At 46.3% G+C, this 17,653-nt stretch carries 10 protein-coding genes and 1 rRNA gene; 3 read left to right on the top strand and 8 right to left on the bottom strand.

Annotated features, from left to right (window positions below):
* Positions 1 to 220: 220 nt before the first annotated feature.
* Positions 221 to 1,752: ribosomal RNA gene (locus P150_RS0109455) — 16S ribosomal RNA — on the bottom strand.
* 846 nt (positions 1,753 to 2,598) lie between these two features.
* On the opposite strand from P150_RS0109455, the gene P150_RS0109450 reads away from it, so the two are divergent.
* The 3 genes from P150_RS0109450 (at position 2,599) to P150_RS0109435 (ending at position 6,236) form a co-directional block, all read left to right on the top strand.
* Entirely contained in the window at positions 2,599 to 3,798 is a 1,200-nt protein-coding gene (locus P150_RS0109450; protein ID WP_028897471.1) for a hypothetical protein, read from the top strand.
* A gap of 170 nt (positions 3,799 to 3,968) precedes the next feature.
* Positions 3,969 to 4,667, top strand: coding sequence for a response regulator transcription factor (locus P150_RS0109445; RefSeq protein WP_028897470.1), 699 nt, complete (start codon positions 3,969 to 3,971; stop codon positions 4,665 to 4,667).
* Positions 4,668 to 4,829: 162 nt separating this feature from the next.
* Positions 4,830 to 6,236 carry a cell wall metabolism sensor histidine kinase WalK gene (locus P150_RS0109435; protein ID WP_028897469.1) on the top strand — a complete coding sequence of 469 codons (1,407 nt, stop codon included), beginning with the start codon at positions 4,830 to 4,832 and terminating at the stop codon, positions 6,234 to 6,236.
* Between the two features lie 61 nt (positions 6,237 to 6,297).
* Here P150_RS0109435 and P150_RS17615 read toward each other — a convergent pair whose 3' ends face one another.
* The 7 genes from P150_RS17615 to P150_RS0109405 form a co-directional block, all read right to left on the bottom strand.
* A complete protein-coding gene (locus P150_RS17615; protein WP_155952990.1) occupies positions 6,298 to 6,462 on the bottom strand; it encodes a hypothetical protein in 165 nt (54 codons plus the stop codon).
* Between the two features lie 71 nt (positions 6,463 to 6,533).
* Positions 6,534 to 9,080, bottom strand: coding sequence for a leucine-rich repeat protein (locus P150_RS16310; RefSeq protein WP_051617616.1), 2,547 nt, complete (start codon positions 9,078 to 9,080; stop codon positions 6,534 to 6,536).
* On the bottom strand, positions 9,065 to 9,556 hold the full coding sequence (locus P150_RS18000; protein ID WP_231477592.1) for a leucine-rich repeat protein: 492 nt from the start codon (positions 9,554 to 9,556) through the stop codon (positions 9,065 to 9,067). The genes P150_RS16310 and P150_RS18000 overlap by 16 nt, the downstream gene beginning before the upstream one ends.
* A 563-nt stretch (positions 9,557 to 10,119) precedes the next feature.
* On the bottom strand, positions 10,120 to 13,086 hold the full coding sequence (locus tag P150_RS0109420) for a leucine-rich repeat domain-containing protein (protein ID WP_028897468.1): 2,967 nt from the start codon (positions 13,084 to 13,086) through the stop codon (positions 10,120 to 10,122).
* Positions 13,087 to 13,370: 284 nt separating this feature from the next.
* Positions 13,371 to 14,756 carry a DUF5115 domain-containing protein gene (locus P150_RS0109415; protein ID WP_028897467.1) on the bottom strand — a complete coding sequence of 462 codons (1,386 nt, stop codon included), beginning with the start codon at positions 14,754 to 14,756 and terminating at the stop codon, positions 13,371 to 13,373.
* A 27-nt stretch (positions 14,757 to 14,783) separates the two neighbouring features.
* Positions 14,784 to 15,947, bottom strand: a complete 1,164-nt coding sequence (locus P150_RS0109410; protein ID WP_028897466.1) for a SusF/SusE family outer membrane protein — start codon at positions 15,945 to 15,947, stop codon at positions 14,784 to 14,786.
* Positions 15,948 to 16,009: 62 nt separating this feature from the next.
* Positions 16,010 to 17,644, bottom strand: coding sequence for a RagB/SusD family nutrient uptake outer membrane protein (locus P150_RS0109405; RefSeq protein WP_028897465.1), 1,635 nt, complete (start codon positions 17,642 to 17,644; stop codon positions 16,010 to 16,012).
* Positions 17,645 to 17,653 lie beyond the last annotated feature (9 nt).

Here is a 17,653-nt window from a genome sequence, read left to right as displayed (position 1 = left end):
TGTCAATATGTCAAAGATCGTGCATTCCCGCAAACGCCAGAGGCGCGGGGGAACGGAAGTGAAGACGGAGGGCTCGAACCTCGGACGGCGGGCCTAGAACCCGGATCTCCAGAGTCAATACAGAGCGAGGCGCAGCACAAGAAGGGAAATGAACCCACCAATGAATACCAAACGCAACTTCCGAACAGGAAAACTTCCCCGGAAAAGGCACCCTCTCCAGAAAGGAGGTGTTCCAGCCGCACCTTCCGGTACGGCTACCTTGTTACGACTTAGCCCCAATCACCAGTTTTGCCCTAGGCCGCTCCTGGACGGTTACGGACTTCAGGCACCCCCGGCTTTCATGGCTTGACGGGCGGTGTGTACAAGGCCCGGGAACGTATTCACCGCGCCATGGCTGATGCGCGATTACTAGCGAATCCAGCTTCGTGGGGTCGGGTTGCAGACCCCAGTCCGAACTGGGACCGGCTTTGAGGATTGGATGGAGCTCGCGCGCCACCGACTTTCTGTACCGGCCATTGTAACACGTGTGTAGCCCCGGACGTAAGGGCCGTGCTGATTTGACGTCATCCCCACCTTCCTCGCACCTTGCGGCGGCAGTGTCCCCAGAGTGCCCGGCATAACCCGATGGCAACTGGGGAGAGGGGTTGCGCTCGTTATGGCACTTAAGCCGACACCTCACGGCACGAGCTGACGACAACCATGCAGCACCTTCACAGATGCCCCGAGGGGCGTCACCATCTCTGGATCCTTCATCTGCAATTCAAGCCCGGGTAAGGTTCCTCGCGTATCATCGAATTAAACCACATGTTCCTCCGCTTGTGCGGGCCCCCGTCAATTCCTTTGAGTTTCACCGTTGCCGGCGTACTCCCCAGGTGGGATGCTTAACGCTTTCGCTTGGCCGCCGGAGCAAAACACCGACAGCGGGCATCCATCGTTTACCGTGCGGACTACCAGGGTATCTAATCCTGTTCGATACCCGCACCTTCGAGCTTTAGCGTCAGTCGCACTCCCGTAAGCTGCCTTCGCGATCGGAGTTCCTCATGATATCTAAGCATTTCACCGCTACACCATGAATTCCGCCTACGTTGCGTGCACTCAAGCCAGCCAGTTCGCGCTGCAGTGCGGATGTTGAGCATCCGCATTTCACAACACGCTTGACAGGCCGCCTACACTCCCTTTAAACCCAATAAATCCGGATAACGCCCGGACCTTCCGTATTACCGCGGCTGCTGGCACGGAATTAGCCGGTCCTTATTCATGCGGTACCTGCAATAAGCCACGCGTGGCCCACTTTATCCCCGCATAAAAGCAGTTTACAACCCATAGGGCCGTCTTCCTGCACGCTACTTGGCTGGTTCAGGCTCCCGCCCATTGACCAATATTCCTCACTGCTGCCTCCCGTAGGAGTTAGGACCGTGTCTCAGTTCCTATGTGGGGGACCTTCCTCTCAGAACCCCTACTGATCGTTGCCTTGGTGGGCCGTTACCCCGCCAACGAGCTAATCAGACGCATCCCCATCCCGGTCCGATCAATCTTTAGTTCCCGTCAGATGCCCTCAGGGAACCCCATGCGGTATTAGTCCGTCTTTCGACGGGTTATCCCGCAGGCCGGGGCAGGTTGGATACGCGTTACTCACCCGTGCGCCGGTCGACGTCCGAAGGATGCAAGCACCCAACGCCGTTTCCCCTCGACTTGCATGTGTTAAGCCTGTAGCTAGCGTTCATCCTGAGCCAGGATCAAACTCTCCACTGTAAAAATATGTGTACCGGCGGAATCCTACCGAAGTGAAAACAACGGGAAGGATGCGCCGAGCTGTCTCTGTTCCAGAATGCCTATCCTATAATGAAAGTATCAAGTCCAAAAGTACCTGTTCGATATGTTCGGTGTGATGTGTAATGGGAAATGGGAAATGTGTGATGGGAAATATGAAATTTCGCAAGGACACAGAACCACAAGACCACAGGGCACACACACCGGAATTGATAAGGTTCGTTTCTTATACCCGTCCGCTAAAAAAGCGGACGCTTCTTGTACTACTACTCTGTATTATGTAAATCTATTCAAAGAACTCTTTCTTAATCGGCGCTCAACTGAAACTGCTGAAAGGTTCATTTCTGAAAAGCGAGTGCAAAGATAAGACAAATTTAAATTACCACCAAAACTTTCGGCGACAAATTTGGAAATTTATTGAAAAACAAAGTAAAGATTGATTTAAATCAATCAAAATACGCCCCTACACATTATATTATATATAGGAAACAGACTTTATAAACAAACTATAAGAAAAGAAACTGCACTCCTGAAATTCCAGACAGAAGAGGTTTATAAATCCTTTATTCGGAAAAATAAAAACGTTCAGGCAAAAATATGAGGATCATCAGATAGCACTACACGAGCATTCAAGACTAATAAAGATACTGCTTTTTTCTCCATATCTGCTCTATCATAATCTTCATTATTCTGGCATCATTCCATTCGCAGGGAATAATATAATGACTGAAAATCCGACAATAAACACAATAATAAAATCTACAGACATCGAATTGTAAAGCAAAAATTACTATATTTGCAGAAGATTTTTCAAGAACAAGATACTAAATGACAAAAGGAAGATTCCTTAAAACAACATTGGGACTATTAATTTCAATAAGTTCGTTCGGGCAAACAACAGACGGGATTCACAGATACAACACGAATTTCAGCATATCGAAAACAAATTTCGTAGACACAATTCCTATCAAAATGATGGGAAACCAGATTTACGTACCCGTCTACATCAACGGGGAACGGCATCTCTTCAATCTCGACACGGGCTCGTCGCAGGGTATTGCTTATACCGATTCAAAAATAAAATACAGCAACCCCTTGGGAGACATCAATTCAAAGGATGCAAACGGTATCATCGATACGCTGCAAATTGTGAGACTGCCCGATTTTGAACTGGGTCATAAAGGCGGAATAAGAATCAGCAACTACGTTGGTTCACTCCTCAAAAGGCCGCAAAGGCACTACATCTACGACGGCATCATCGGTTTCGACTTGTTCAACAAGGGCTTGCAGGCAAAGATAGATGCCAAACGAGGACGGCTCATCATTACCGACATCAAAAACTATTTCGACAAGGAGCCCGGTTTTGAGGTAAAATACAAACTCCAACGCTGGACTCCTTATCTGGAAATCAACACCTTTCTCGACCATAAAGAGTCGACGCTGCTCGACCTTGGAGCAGATGATTTCTTCGTGATGAACAAGAACAGCTTCGACGCAGAACGCTACAAAGACCCAAGAATCCCGGAAATGATAGAAGAAACCATCTACCGACAATCGGTAATGGGAAGCTATGGCGTAGAAAAGCGAGCCCTGATGTTCATCATCAACTTTCCAACGATAGGATGGGGAAACTTCTCCTTCAGAAACGTTCACGGAACAACCACGCAAGGCGACTCAAAAATCGGTGCGCAGATACTGAACTACGGTACCCTCGTCATTAATCCCAAGCGCAAGCGCATCAAGTTCTGGGCATACACCGGTGGAAAATCCGTAGAAGTAAGCAATAAGATTGAAGACATTTCCTATATGGAAAAGGACGGAAAACCGATGGTGGCCACCATCCGACACACGTCCAATCTCTATAAGAAGGGCATCAGGGAAGGCGACATCATCCTTTCCATCGACGGTAAGCCCATCAACTCGCTCGAACAAATGCAGGAATATCCCTTTGCCGACGGCGTTTCGTACAGGTTTCTCATACAGGACATAAGGGGATTCAAGAAAGAAATAAAATCAGAGATTCAGTAAAACCTGTGAAAGATAGAATAAGAGCTAAACAATTATCAGAAAACTATTCATTACGCCGCACTTTATGATTTCAATCCATCCGATGCGAGTTTCATAGTATTTTAACACGAATAACAAAGGTATTAAGGAAGAAATTGATAATTTTGCAGAAACTCTAATTCAAACGAACGATGCGCGACATCAAACAGAACATTTTAGTAGTAGACGACGAAGAAGATTTGTGCGAAATTCTCAAATTCAACTTGGAGACAGAGGGATATGCTGTTGAAACAGCCAACTCTGCCGAAGAAGCTCTTGAGCTGAATATTGAAAACTACAATCTCATTCTCCTTGATGTGATGATGGGAGAAATCTCCGGATTTGCTATGGCAAAGCGGCTGAAGTCAAATCCGTCTACCAAGAACATTCCTATCATCTTCCTCACGGCACGCGATTCGGAAAACGACACCGTAACAGGGTTCAACCTCGGTGCCGACGACTACATCTCCAAGCCGTTTTCCATTCGTGAGGTAATCCAGAGAGTGCGTGCCGTGCTCAACCGAACAGACCTTTTCAGGGAAACCAACGTCCCGATGGGAGAAACCATCTCGTTTCAAGGACTGGAAATGAATCTGGAAAAGAAGACTGTAAAGATTGACAATGAGGAAATTCCGTTTACCAAAACCGAATTTGAACTTCTCCATCTGCTCTTGAGAGAAAAAGGAAGGGTGTTCTCACGTCAGGAACTCATCGAGCGAATATGGCCCAAGGACGTGCTGGTGCTCGACAGAACCGTCGATGTTTACATCACGAGGGTGCGCAAGAAGATTGGAAGATTCTCAAAGTGCATCGCCACCCGACTGGGATTTGGCTATTACTTCAACTCATAGAATCGACGGTTTTACAAGGAAGACAGCCAATAATACTAATGGGAAAGAACTTGTAAGCCCTCCTTGTCCTCTTGTCCCTCGTAAACTCGTCCTCTTGTCTCCTTGTCTCCTTGTAAACTTGTTCCCTCGTAAACTTGTAAATTTGTAAACTTGTCCCCTTTTATGAACAGAATCAGCATCGGCCGTAAACTCTACCTGAGCATTATGGCCGTTTTTCTTATTTTTTCCATTGCTTTCATCATCTTCCAGCAAGACCGTGAGAAGCAATTCAAAGTTGCAACGCTCGATTTGCAGCTCCAGATGTTCAACGATCAGATGGCGGAGATACTGCAAACGAAGGGCTTCAACGAAATGGAAATCACTCAATTCGTAAAGACGCACTCCAAAAGGGATATGCGAATCACGCTGGTCCGCCCTGACGGGACCGTGTTTTTCGACAACATCAGGAAGGACTATGCCAATATCTCCAATCACAGGAACCGCGACGAAGTGGCACAGGCACTCCGAACGGGCAAAGGATCGACGGTGGAAAGAAAGAGCAAGACGCTGAAACAAGACTATTTCTATTCCGCAACCTACTTTAAAGGCCGACAACTGGTGGTGCGCTCTGCCCTACCCTACAACAACGACCTCATCAAGTCGCTGCAATCCGACCAACATTATATTTGGTTTGCACTCGTGGCTCTGACCTTGCTCACTATCGTTATCTACCGTTTCGTGAACAGTCTCGACAAGAACATCACCAAACTGAAAACCTTTGCCTCGAGAGCCGACCACAACGAGAGCCTCGACACCGACGACCTTCTCGATTTCCCCGACGACGAACTTGGCGAAATTGCTGAACGCATCATCAAGATTTACAAACGGTTGCAGTCTACACGACAGGAACAGGACATTCTGAAAAGACAATTAACTCAGAATATTGCCCACGAACTCAAGACGCCGGTGGCTTCCATTCAAGGCTATCTCGAAACCATTATCAGCAATCCACAGATTACGGAAGAGAATCAACGCCAATTCATAGACCGATGTTACACACAGACCGAACGGCTGACATCGCTGCTCCGCGACATTTCCACACTGAACAGAATGGACGACGGTGCGAAGATGATGGGCAAGGAAACAGTGAACATCAGCAGTATGGTGGCGGGAATCCTAAAGGAAACTGCCCTGCAACTGCAAGAACGCAAGATGAAATTCGAGAACAATCTCCCCGACGACATTATCGTGGAGGGCATCAGAAGTCTCCTTTACAGCGTTTTCCGAAATCTAACGGACAACGCCATCGCCTACGCCGGCGAAGAAACCACCATTACCCTGAATGCAAAGAAGACGGACGGGCATTGGCACTTCACTTTTTCCGACAACGGACAGGGAGTCGCTAACGAGCATCTTCACCGGCTTTTCGAGCGTTTCTATCGGATAGACAAAGGCAGAAGCAGAAAACTCGGTGGAACGGGTCTGGGACTTGCCATCGTGAAGAACGCCATTTTGCTGCACGACGGCACTATCGAAGCACACAATAGAAGCCCACACGGATTGCAGTTTGCGTTCAGTATTAGGGAGTGAGGGAGGATGAACGAGTGAGGGGACGAGGGGACAAGTAAGTTTCCTTATGTTTGCACAAAAATTAATGGCAGGCTATGAATGAAAGAACAGAAATGAAGAAACCTACTTGCCCACTTGTTTCCTCGTCCACTTGTTTCCTTGTCCACTCGTCCACTTGTAAACTTGTCCACTCGTCCACTTGTAAACTTGTTTCCCAACTCAAAAAAGGCATCGGATGGTATTTCATCAGATGCCTTTTAAAGTTTTATTCAGACAAGAACTCGTTTTCTTAACCAATCCTACTCATTGCCTAATGGCTTAAAAGAGCTTATATGCCTTACCATCGTTAAGGCGCAGGATATACATCTTTCCTCTTTCCAATGGCAAGAACAGGGTGTTGCTATTCGCCTTACCAGCCATAACCCTTGCGCCGGAAAGCGCATAAACGGCATAGCCCTGACCAGCCTTTAAACCTTCCACGAGATAGCCGTCAGCCTGTGCAGTAATTCCTACTGCTGCATCTGCCGTAGTTCTGCCGATGCCCGTGATTACATCTACAACCTTATTAAAATGTCTCCATCCCAATGCAGTTTTATAAACGTCTGCCTTGCCTTCCGGAACATAGAGCGTAGCCTCGTCAATATATTCTATATCGTGGAAAAGGTTGTCTGCAATGTTCTGCGGTGTCGCAGCATAGGCATAGACATTCTTCAGCGCACGGCAATGAGAGAAAGTATTCTCGCCGATGGCTGTGCAAGATGCAGGGATATGAACCTCTTCAAGCAGCAGACAGTTGAGGAATGCAGCCTTTCCGACAGACTTCAACGTGCCGATGTATGGCAACTGCAACAACGAGAAGTTATAGTAGAATGCAGAGTCGCCGATGCTCTCCAGTTCCGGCGCGATGCCTTCTTCCCACTCAATGCTCGTAAGCAGACCGTTATACGGCAACGCCAAAGCCTCGATGGCATTCAGAGATTGCGGGAGATGGAGCTTGTCCAAAACAGGATTGAATGCAAGGGCATAGCGTCCTATGGTCTTAACGCCCTCCTCAAGCGTAATTTCCGATGCTCCGGTTACAGGGTGGAAGAGCACCTTTGCACCGTCTTTAGAATAGAGTATGCCCTCTACGGCCTTCATTGCCGTATTGGATTTCGCAATGGAAACGCCCTTCAGGTACATATTCGTGGCAAAGACGCCTGGCATAATACCGGTAGCAGAGGCAAGAATCTCGTAATTTTCGCGACGGTCGCCAATAGGATAAGCTACGAGTTTAGTCTTGTCTTTCGTGTAAACCACGCCGTCTACTTCGGTAAAATAAGGATTTTCCGGTTCAACGGTAATCTTGGCGAGTTTCGCACAATAGAGGAACGGCAATTCTCCGATGACCTTTACGTCCTTGCTGATGTGGAACGAGGTCATTTCGTTGGCTCCCTTGAAAGCCTCACGGTCGATAACTGTAACGGAAGGAGGCGTAACGGCAGCACCTTCAGGTGTCCACGAAACCAGATGTCCGTCTACAATTACCGCGTCCTTCGGTTTTTCGGGCTGCGTTTCGGCACAAACAAGCGATACATTCACGTCGGCAGACAGATTCTCAATAGTATAGGTCAGTCCCTTTTCGCCATCTACCACATCGGAGCCGAGCAGCCAACTGTCTACACTATAACCTTCCTTTGGATGCGCAGTAAACTCAACCGTAGCACCTTCAGCAACGGCTGCGCCGGAATTGATTTCCGCTCCATTTGCTTTTGCTGTTACCGTGGCAAACTCATTGAGCGAACTGAAAGTTACGATATGTGTGCCCTGATTTCGTTCAAAGTCCACCTGAATATCCATTGCGTCGTAAGCATCAAGCGTATAGGTAAGTTTGCCGGTCTGTCCCTCGATGATTTGGTAGGAAGATTCCGTGCCTGATGTAACCTCCTTGTACCATTCCGTTACGCGCATACCCTCGTTCGGAACAGCCGTGAACGTGAGCTTGCTGCCGACCGGCACCAAACCACTCGACGTAACCTCTTCGCCCTTTTCTGTTTTACAGGTCAGCTTACCATAATTAGGCGAACGGCTCTTGAAGAACACCACATAGCCTTCGGGAAGTTTAGCGAATGTTACAACCACATTCAAAGGTGCATTCAACGTTTCTACCGTGTATATCTGCCCGTTCGTGCCTTCAGACGGAAGTGTTTCCGTGAGCACGGTGCCGTTTACTTCCCACTTCTCTATCTCATATCCATAGCGGGGCACAGCCTTGATTCTGACCATACTGCCTGCATTCACTTCCTGTCCGCTCACAACATCCACGCCGCCAGTGTTCCACGCTTCCATCGTGCCGCCCTCGTTGTGGCTGAAAGTTACGGCATATTTCTGAACTTCTCCGGGAGCACCCACCACAATTTTGCATTTCTTGAAAGTTTTTTCGAGTTTCTCCTTAATGGTATTATTTGCCACGTAAATGATCGTTACAGTCTTATCGGGGAACGGAGAATAGCCGAAAGAATCGAAATCAGCACTCAAATGAATATCGACCACACTGAGCGAACCGACTCCATTCCAAGTAATAAAGCTGTCGTCTACTACATTTTTCAGATTAGGAACCAACAGTTCCGACAAGGAAAAGCAGTTGGTAAGAGCTTTGTTGCCAATCGTTACAACTCCGGGGAGATTCACTTTCTTCAAAGCAGCATTGCCATAAAGGGCTTCCGAACCGATCGCCGTACATTCCGTTTCACCCAACACAATCTCAGTCGCCGTGCCTGCAAGTGCCACCAAAGTCTTGTCGGCAGTCCTAATCAACGCGTTGTTCACGCTCTTGAATACCGAACAACCGTTCGCTACGGTCAGCGAAGTTACGGCTCCGCACATCTTGAAAGGATTATCCGTAACGTCGGCAAGCTGATTGCCAAGCTCAACACCAGTAATTTCAGAACAGAAAGCAAAGGCTTCCTTGCCAACACCTTGATTGCAGGGAGACTAATGTTCTTCAGGCTGCTGCATTTTGAGAATGCACCTTCGGCAATTTCCTCTACTTTTCCGGCTTTGACTGTCTCAATGTTCAGACAACCGTTAAAGGCATTCTTGCCAATCTTCTTCACATTGTTGAGATCCACGCTTGTAATGTCCGTGTTGCTCTGCGGATCGGAAGAGCCCCAACCGTCATCGCCACTTTCTTCTCCCTCTGTATAGAAGCAGTTAGCAGCAATTTCCGTAACTTCATCCGGAATAGTTATGGCACCGGAAGCACCACCCCACGACTTCAAAACCCCATTCTCCACGGTCTGCGCATAGGTCATACAGCAGAATTGGAAAATAGCAATAAGAAGTAAAAATACTTTTTTCATACGCCTGTTTAGGTTTAAGTTAATAATATATTAATCAAAAAAATAATGACAATAAGGTTTTCTTGTTTGTTTTCTATGAATGATAAAGTTATAAATAAAATAAGACTTCAACAACTTTTTTAACATAAAAACAAGATTTTTATTCCAAATTATCATTTTAAAGAAGATTCTTCATCATTATATAGTTGTTTTTCGGGTAAGTGGACAAGGGACAAAGAGGACGAGGAAACAAGGAAATATTTGCCTGTCTGTTCACTTGTCTACTCATCTAAAATACAGGCATTTTCCATTCTTGCGAAAAACGCATTCCATTCTTCGCACGTTTGCACGCCATTTTTGCGAAGATTGCGCTGCATTCTTCGCACGTTTGAAACCCAAGAAAACAGCATCTGATTTTCAAGCACTTACAAACGAAAGGGAATACAACAAAATATGAAAAGAGCGCGACAATTATCTGCCGCGCTCTTTGTTTGAGAAAGAAAGACCTGTAATAACTGGATTCGAGACAAACTCCAAATCCACAAGAACAAGCCTATAAATAAGTGAACTGAATCACAAGCATATTATTTCACTACAACTGCCTTGGCCACTCCACGAGTTTTCACTACATATACACCTGATGGAAGACCAATAGCCTGAGAGCCACGTACAGTTTCTGCAAACACGAGCTTTCCGCCTGTTGTGTAAACACGGATTTCGGTAGGTTCAGAAGTTGTGAACAAAAGCTCGTTGCTGCCGCCTTCAACGGTAGTAGCATTCTCGCTTACGCCTCCGATGCCGTTTGCTACTGCAAATTTCACAACCACCGTGGTAGCTTCCGTAATCTTGAACGTATTGTTCACGATGTTGGCACCATTAGCAGTTGAAGACTGGACTGCATAGCCTGTCGCCGGTGTGCAAACAACCTTCAGGTCGGAGTTTTTCTTAACCTTGGTGCCGCTCAAGACCTCTGTGTCGGCAGTAGTGAACACCTTCACCGTACCGTTTTCAGCATTCTCTATCGTTACGTAAGCCATATCGCAACCTGTGCCGTTACCCTCGTAGTTTACTGCCCATCCCTTATCGGTGGCGAGTTTAGACTCTGCGTGATCGGCATCGTTGTATCTGTCGGATCTATCGCCTCGTGAGAACAGTTTGAAACCGGCAGGCGCATTCGGTTCAGCCTTGTATTCGGAAAGTGTGTAATAAAAATCGTTCAGCGTGCAGGCATCCCATTTGTTATCGCCTACATTGATATAGGAGAGATTGTCGAGACCTGTCAAATCAAGACCCGTCAGCTTGTTTCCGTTTACCATCAGTCGGCTCAGGTTCTTGTTGTTGGTAAGGTTCAGGGTTGTCAAAGAGTTGTTGGAAGCATCCAGTTCTCTGAGTTTGGCATTGGCATCCACATTCAATGTGCTCAGAACGTTTGCACCCACACGCAGTACTTCAAGGTCTGGCATATTCGCAACATCAATAGAAGTGAGACTGTTGGTACTTGCAATAATCGTTACCAACTTGCTGTTCTTACTCAAGTCGAGGTCGTCGAGGCTGTTGTTGTTGATTTCGAGATACTGCAATTCAGGTGCATTCTTCAGGTCAATCTGCTCGAAACTGTTGCCGTTTGCACGCAGACAGATGAGCTTTGTATTCTTTGTTACGTCGAGTTTGCTGAGTTCAGAGTATGCACAATCAAGTGTATCGAGGTTAGTCAAGTTGCTGATGTTCAATGTCTGAATAGAGTTCATATAGGTTGAAAGCCAATGCAGGTTGTTGTTGTGGCTTACATCGACAGCCGTAATCTTATTATCGAGATTGGCCTGTGGATAGCTTGAGAAGTCGGCACGTGTAACGGCACCGTAGATAGTAACCTTCGTGCCGCTTGTGGTTCCCTGAACAACGGTGGTTGTGGTTCTTACATCTACCGGAACCTTATCGCCGTTACCCCAGTCGATGGAGATTTCATTGTCGTCGGCACTCTTCGCAAGGAAATATTGCTGTGCAACGCCTGCCGGAACAGTAATCGTGATGTAATCGCCATTGCCGGTTGTGGCATAAACTGGCTTGACAGTAGCGTCTGCTGAAACCACGAATATGCTGTCTTCATAGAGCTTTCCATTTATTTCAACGCCAATAAGTTCTTGTCCTTCAGGTGCATTTCCGGAAATTCGGATTGGGAAACCCGGAACGGCTTTCTTCGTAATGGCATTCCAAGTTGCATAGTAGCCGTCGTTGGCTACCTGAGAAAGAGAATATGCAACGCCATCAACCGGTGTCATAACGATGTTGATGGAATCCATCTTTGCAGTACCGTCGCCCTTCACATCGGAAATGTAGTAGTTGTCTTCGTCGTATTTGAGCAAATCTGTCTTTGAAGTCTCGCCGTTAGAGCCTTTTATCAGCACATTCTGACCATAGGAGCTGCCTCGGTGTGGGGGCATTGCCATATAAGTGAAGTTCAAGGACTGCGGAGTCATTTCCTTACAGTCTCTGATATCCAGTTTGTTCAGGCGGTTTGTACCGATTGCGCTGTGCATATCAAGGAACTGAATGCCTGTTCCCTTCATATTCACTTCTCTAAGAGCACGGCAATTTGAAAGGTCTACACGCTTCACGAGCGTGTTTTCCATATTGATTGTCGTCAGATTAGCCAACTTGCTGACATCCAGTTTGGCTATCTTTGTGTTGCCGAGCAGCAAGGTTGTAATCTTCAGATTCTGTGTCAGGTCGAGCTTTTCAAGCCCTGTGCCTGTTGCTTCCAAAGTGATAAGCTCGGGATTGTTCACAAGATTCAATTCCACTATCTGCGTTCCGGCAATCTTGAGTGAGGTCAGCGTCTTCAGACTGGTAACGTCAATGCTATCAAGCCCCACGTTGTTCGTTACGGTCAGACTCTTCAAATTCGGATAGTTCCCGCCGATTTCCAAGTCCATAAGATTGTCGTTTCCAAGATTCAGATGGTCGAGATTGGGCAAGCTGATTGGATAGAAATGCGTAATGTCGCAATCGCTCATATCAATGGTCCTCAACGTTGTGCAGCCATCCTTGAAGAGCACGGTTGCAAGTTCAGGATTTTTGCTCGCCTGAAACTGTACGAGCTTAGTGAGAGTGCGCAGATCCAATCGTCTGACCTTGTTGTTGGTAATGTCGATAATCTCAAGATTCGGAGCACCTTCAAACAGGAATCCTTCGTAAGTCAATTCATTGTTCTGTGCGGAAAGCTGCTTGAGGCTGTTCTGATTTTTAAAATTCAAGTAGTCAATCTTTCTGTCCTCGATTTCAATTTTCGTGAAATCGCCATATATTATAATGGTGTCGTTCTTCAGTTCGCCTTCGGCATCCTTCACGTCGCGCCATCCCGAAAGCGTGGCTTTCTGTTTTACACCATCGCCCCAGTCCACATAGACGTCGGCGTTTTCATCAACTCGAGCCACGGAAAACTTGAACGTGCTGCCCTCGGGCATATTCGTTCCGATGACTACTTCTCCTTGAGCAAATGCCTCTGTAAAGAAAGAGACAAGCGCGAAACAAAAAAGTAAAATGTTCTTCATAAAAAATAAATTATTATATAACTTGATTTGCAAATATAACAACTTTTTGGAGATTGGCAAAAAACAATGTCAATAAATATACAGAATTGAAACAAAAAAGCACGCTACACAAGAATATTTACAATCATAATGCGCATAAAAACGAGAAACAATAAGACGCTAAGGAAATACCGTGAGGAATGGGATTAACGCTGATGAATGGCGTACTTATACATTGACAGAAATACAAAAAAATAGGAGAACACCGAATGATGTTCTCCTATTTTTAATTATTATCAACAAGATTACTCGAATGTAACCTTAGTGTTGCCGTCGTAAGAAGGATACAACTTGATGGTATAAGTACCAGCAGTTACGCTGATGTTACCGCCATTTGCAGTTGTCAGTTTGTTAAGGTCTGTACCACCCCAACTGATTGACCAAGCATCGTTGGCACGGAACTTGATAGTGCCGTTAGTGAGTACAACGCCGTTAGCCACCCAACAGTGGTTGGTAGGATCGTAGGTCATATCCTGATCGCTGTCCCAACCACCAGCAGTAGCATCGCCGATGATACCAATGGTGTTGATAGCTGTCAAGCTGTATGACTGTGCCCCCAAGTCTACATCAACCTTGTAGAAACCATTAGGCTCTGACATTGTGATGTTGGCAGCATCGCCTGCTGTGCTGAAGCCTGCACCATAGTTCTTGCCGTTCCATCCTTGCTCTTCGGAGAACTTGAAGCCATTCTGTGTCAAGTACATATAGCCAGTGTATTTGCCGTCGAATGCTGGTCCGTGGAGAATGTCTGAGTGGTTCCAACCGTTGGCATCGCCTGCCATATAGAGGAATTCTACGAAATTGAGTTTCTCGATTTTGTATGTGTATGACATCATATCGAGCGTCATACGGTACATACCTGCTTCAGCAATCTTACCTGCCTTAGGAGCGTCTGTTGTCAATGAGCCTTCAAGGTTTGCATCGCCATCTACTGCAACACCAACAACACCTGTCTTGCCTTCTGCCCAGAAGTTGCCTGCATAGTTGTTCTGAGGAATAATCTTCCAGTACTGGTCGGCTTTGGTTGTGGTGAATGTTACCGTGAACTTAGAATCAGCATAAACGTCTGCACCACTGTGATTGAACTTGACAGCAGAAGCAGCATCCCAACCTGCCATATCGCCTACGAGATAGTAAGCCGAGTCGATGAATGGAGCTTCTGGAATAAGTGTAACAGTAATAGTGCCGGCATCAATGAGAACTGCCTGACCATCCTTTACAGCGTTTACGTAAACGTGTGCATCGAAAGTACGGGCTTCCGGACGCTTTCCGTATACACTTTCAACGAGGGCCTGAAGCTCAGATGTTGAAGCCAAACCTGCCAAAGAAGTATTTACAGTAGTTGTTTTGGCACCATCTAAGCCAGTTGGAGTAAGCTCTACACGGGCATTAGCCAGTGAGAATCCTTCTGGAAGTGCAGCACTGCTTAATACGAATGTAGCTGTGCTGTCGCCGGTTGTTGCCAAATCCTGATTTGCTACGGCAGTAGCTTTGAAACCCGGGATAGTGATTGCATCTTCCTGATTGTAGGCCTGAGGATTTGCCCAATCGCCATAGCTGTTGTCCTCACCGCAAGACCCTAAAAAGAGTCCTGCGATTGCGAGAGAGACATATAATGATAATTTTTTCATAACTTTCTTTTAAAACTTTGTTTGGTTTTATTCAACTTTACCTGTTTCGCTTGTGAAGTTCAAGTAGAGCTTCTGACCTTGTGAACCTGCCACACGAGCCTGATCGCCGCCATTGCCACGGTAAACAATCTTCTGGTCGATTACAATGAACTCAGACTTCCACCAGTCGAATCCCGGAATCTTAACGTAAACACGGATACCGTCGCCGTCGCCACCGGGAACTGATGTAGAGAATGCCGGAGAAACAAATTCACCTGTCGCCGTTGTAGGAACTGTGAAGAGTGCATCGGCCTGCAATTCATCCCAACTACCGGCAGGAGTAACAGGACCCATAAGGTAGACGTTAGGCTTGTTAAATGTTACGTTGTAAACGATATCACGACCTACAACAGAGCACTCAACGATCATCAGGTACCAACCCGGGGTGGAAGATGCGATGTTGCCACCGTTGTCGATAATTTCGCTTCCTAATTCGCTTGCAGCGTTCACAGTAATCTTAGTGAAGCCTGCTTCGTTGCCGTCCCAAGCCTTGGTTGTGTTGAACTTAATACCAGAACCATCAATGTAAACGAGATGCCAGAAGATGTTTGTAGCACTGTTTACCGGAGTCATTTCAAGAGCACTATCCCAAGACCAACTGTTGAATGCACCGGTAATGTAAAGTTTCTCCGGAGTCTTAACAGGAGGAAGAGAGAACAACAAGTGAACCTTGTTCAAAGTGATAGTGTTTGAAGTAATTTCCGTACCTGCGATTTCTGTACCGTCGGCAGTAGTCTGAACAGCTTTCAAACGAATGTAGACAGGACCATCGATAGGAAAATCTGCTTCTGTCTTGCCTTTGGCTACATACATATCTGTGAGCAAACTCGCCAAGTCAGCAGAGTTAATGTTCATCTTAGCTGTTGTGAAAGTTTCAGACATAGCTCTTACGTCTGACATATCAGCACTGGTTGCAACCTCTACGGTGTACTTGGTAACTGCCGGGAAGCCGTAGTCTGGCTGAGAGCAAGTCAGCTCTAAAGTAGAAGAGTTGGCCAAGTCGTATACACCGTTAGCAGCAAGGGCTGGTGTATTCAAGTGGAAAGTCGTCGGAGCTTTCAACACTGGGTTGTCATCGTTATCATCGCTACAAGCAGTAAAGAAACATACTGTGCAAAGAAGCAATAATGCTGACTTTAATATCTTTGTCATAATTCTTATGTTTATTAAATGATTGAAGTTGAGGAGAGGTTAGTCCCCTCAACTTATTTTTATTAATAGCCTGGGTTCTGAACCAAGTTGGTGTTTACAGTCAAGTCGCTGGTTGGAATAGCGAAGATGTTACGTGTAGCAGAGAAGTTACGGCCGTTAAGTTCGCCACCCTTCCAAGACCAGTTGTAGTTGTTGTTTCCACCAAAAGCATTGAAACGAACCAAGTCAATGCGACGACGACCTTCGAAATAGAACTCACGGCTCCATTCATCAAGGATATCGTTGAGAGAGAATGAACCAGAAGTTCTCTGCTGTGCGTGAGCACGGGCACGGAGCTTATTGATGTAAGCCGTACCCTCAGCAGTCGTGTTGCCACCGTTCTGACGAGCCGTAGCTTCAGCGTATGTCAGGTATGCTTCAGCAGCACGGAAGAGGAAGAAATCAGTATCAGCGAACTTCAAATCGTGAGCAGAAGAGTTGTCTGAGTAGAAGTTTGTAAACTTAACTACTGCAAAACCTTTCTTGAACTGAGAGATTTCTGTTGAAGTATTCTGACTGACTGTACGATCCAAGCCATCAAAGAGAGCACGGTCGTCGCCTGCTTCAGCCGGCATATCTATACCAGACACGGCAGGTGCATTGTTGTTAGGGAAGAACTTTGCAACCAACTCCTTACGAGCACGGTTACCAGCCCAGTTGGCATTTTCATACAGGTTACCAGCCTTGGCACCGTCACGCTTAACAGTTGCATCTGCATCGAAGCAGCCGTTAATCAAGAATACCGTTGTACCGTATGAAGCAGTTGTCTTACCATCCTGAAGAACAGGAAGTATAGCTTCTACTGAAGAACCGTTTTCGCCGTTGTTACCCATAAAGAGCTGCTGATAAGCCGTCCAACCATTAGTTGTAGCACCGGTATAAAGCTGATACGGAGAATCTATGACCTTCTTTGCATATTCAGCAGCCTTAGCCCATTGTGGAGTTCCTGTATAAACTTCAGCATTCAAGTAGAGACGGGAAAGCAATATCCAAACAGCAGCCTTATCAACACGGCCGTAGTTTGCATCAGCAGATGTCTTTGCCTTTGCATCAGCCAAGTCAGGTTCAATTTCGAGCAATTCCTTTTCAATGAAATCATAAACCTGCTTACGTGTGTACTGAGGTGCAGCAGAAGCAGAAATCTCTGTTGTGAAAGGAACGTTTCCGTAAGCATCCATCAAGAAGTAATAGTTGAGGGCACGGAGGAAACGAACCTCTGCCGTCTTCTGCTTGTCAATTTTACCAAAGTTATTAATGTACTGGTTGCAGATAGTTACACCAAAATACAAACGATAGTAGAAACCACGGAGCATCGGATGAGAAGCACCATAGTTATTGAAGTTGAATTCAGGAATACCTTCGTCAGATACCCAGTTGCAGATAGCTTCGTCGGTTGTCAATTCATTAGAGTTGAACATCTGACGAACGAAACCTGTCGTACCACCATCAAGACCGTCGATATCACAGTCGCCATCAGGACCACTGTTACCTGCCAAACCCAAGTCTGAATAGCACTTGTTAAATAGGTTGTTAGCATCGATCTCCGTTTGGAGGTTAGGGTCGATAGGTGTAACGTCCAGGTCGCCGACGCAAGATGTTACGCCCATTGTAAGCAACAGTGCAGCTGCCGGTACAATTTTCTTAATATATTGTTTCATTTGTAATAA

It is taken from the genome of Prevotella sp. HUN102 (assembly GCF_000688375.1).
Classification (GTDB): domain Bacteria; phylum Bacteroidota; class Bacteroidia; order Bacteroidales; family Bacteroidaceae; genus Prevotella.
Note: the sequence above shows the minus strand (reverse complement) of the source record. Positions and strands in the feature narration are given on the sequence as shown.

Coding starts and splice junctions, on each gene's coding strand:
- P150_RS0109450 (WP_028897471.1), top strand. CDS start 2,599: ATGACAAAAGGAAGATTCCTTAAAACAACATTGGGACTATTAATTTCA.
- P150_RS0109445 (WP_028897470.1), top strand. CDS start 3,969: ATGCGCGACATCAAACAGAACATTTTAGTAGTAGACGACGAAGAAGAT.
- P150_RS0109435 (WP_028897469.1), top strand. CDS start 4,830: ATGAACAGAATCAGCATCGGCCGTAAACTCTACCTGAGCATTATGGCC.
- P150_RS17615 (WP_155952990.1), bottom strand. CDS start 6,462: ATGAAATACCATCCGATGCCTTTTTTGAGTTGGGAAACAAGTTTACAA.
- P150_RS16310 (WP_051617616.1), bottom strand. CDS start 9,080: ATGTGCGGAGCCGTAACTTCGCTGACCGTAGCGAACGGTTGTTCGGTA.
- P150_RS18000 (WP_231477592.1), bottom strand. CDS start 9,556: ATGAAAAAAGTATTTTTACTTCTTATTGCTATTTTCCAATTCTGCTGT.
- P150_RS0109420 (WP_028897468.1), bottom strand. CDS start 13,086: ATGAAGAACATTTTACTTTTTTGTTTCGCGCTTGTCTCTTTCTTTACA.
- P150_RS0109415 (WP_028897467.1), bottom strand. CDS start 14,756: ATGAAAAAATTATCATTATATGTCTCTCTCGCAATCGCAGGACTCTTT.
- P150_RS0109410 (WP_028897466.1), bottom strand. CDS start 15,947: ATGACAAAGATATTAAAGTCAGCATTATTGCTTCTTTGCACAGTATGT.
- P150_RS0109405 (WP_028897465.1), bottom strand. CDS start 17,644: ATGAAACAATATATTAAGAAAATTGTACCGGCAGCTGCACTGTTGCTT.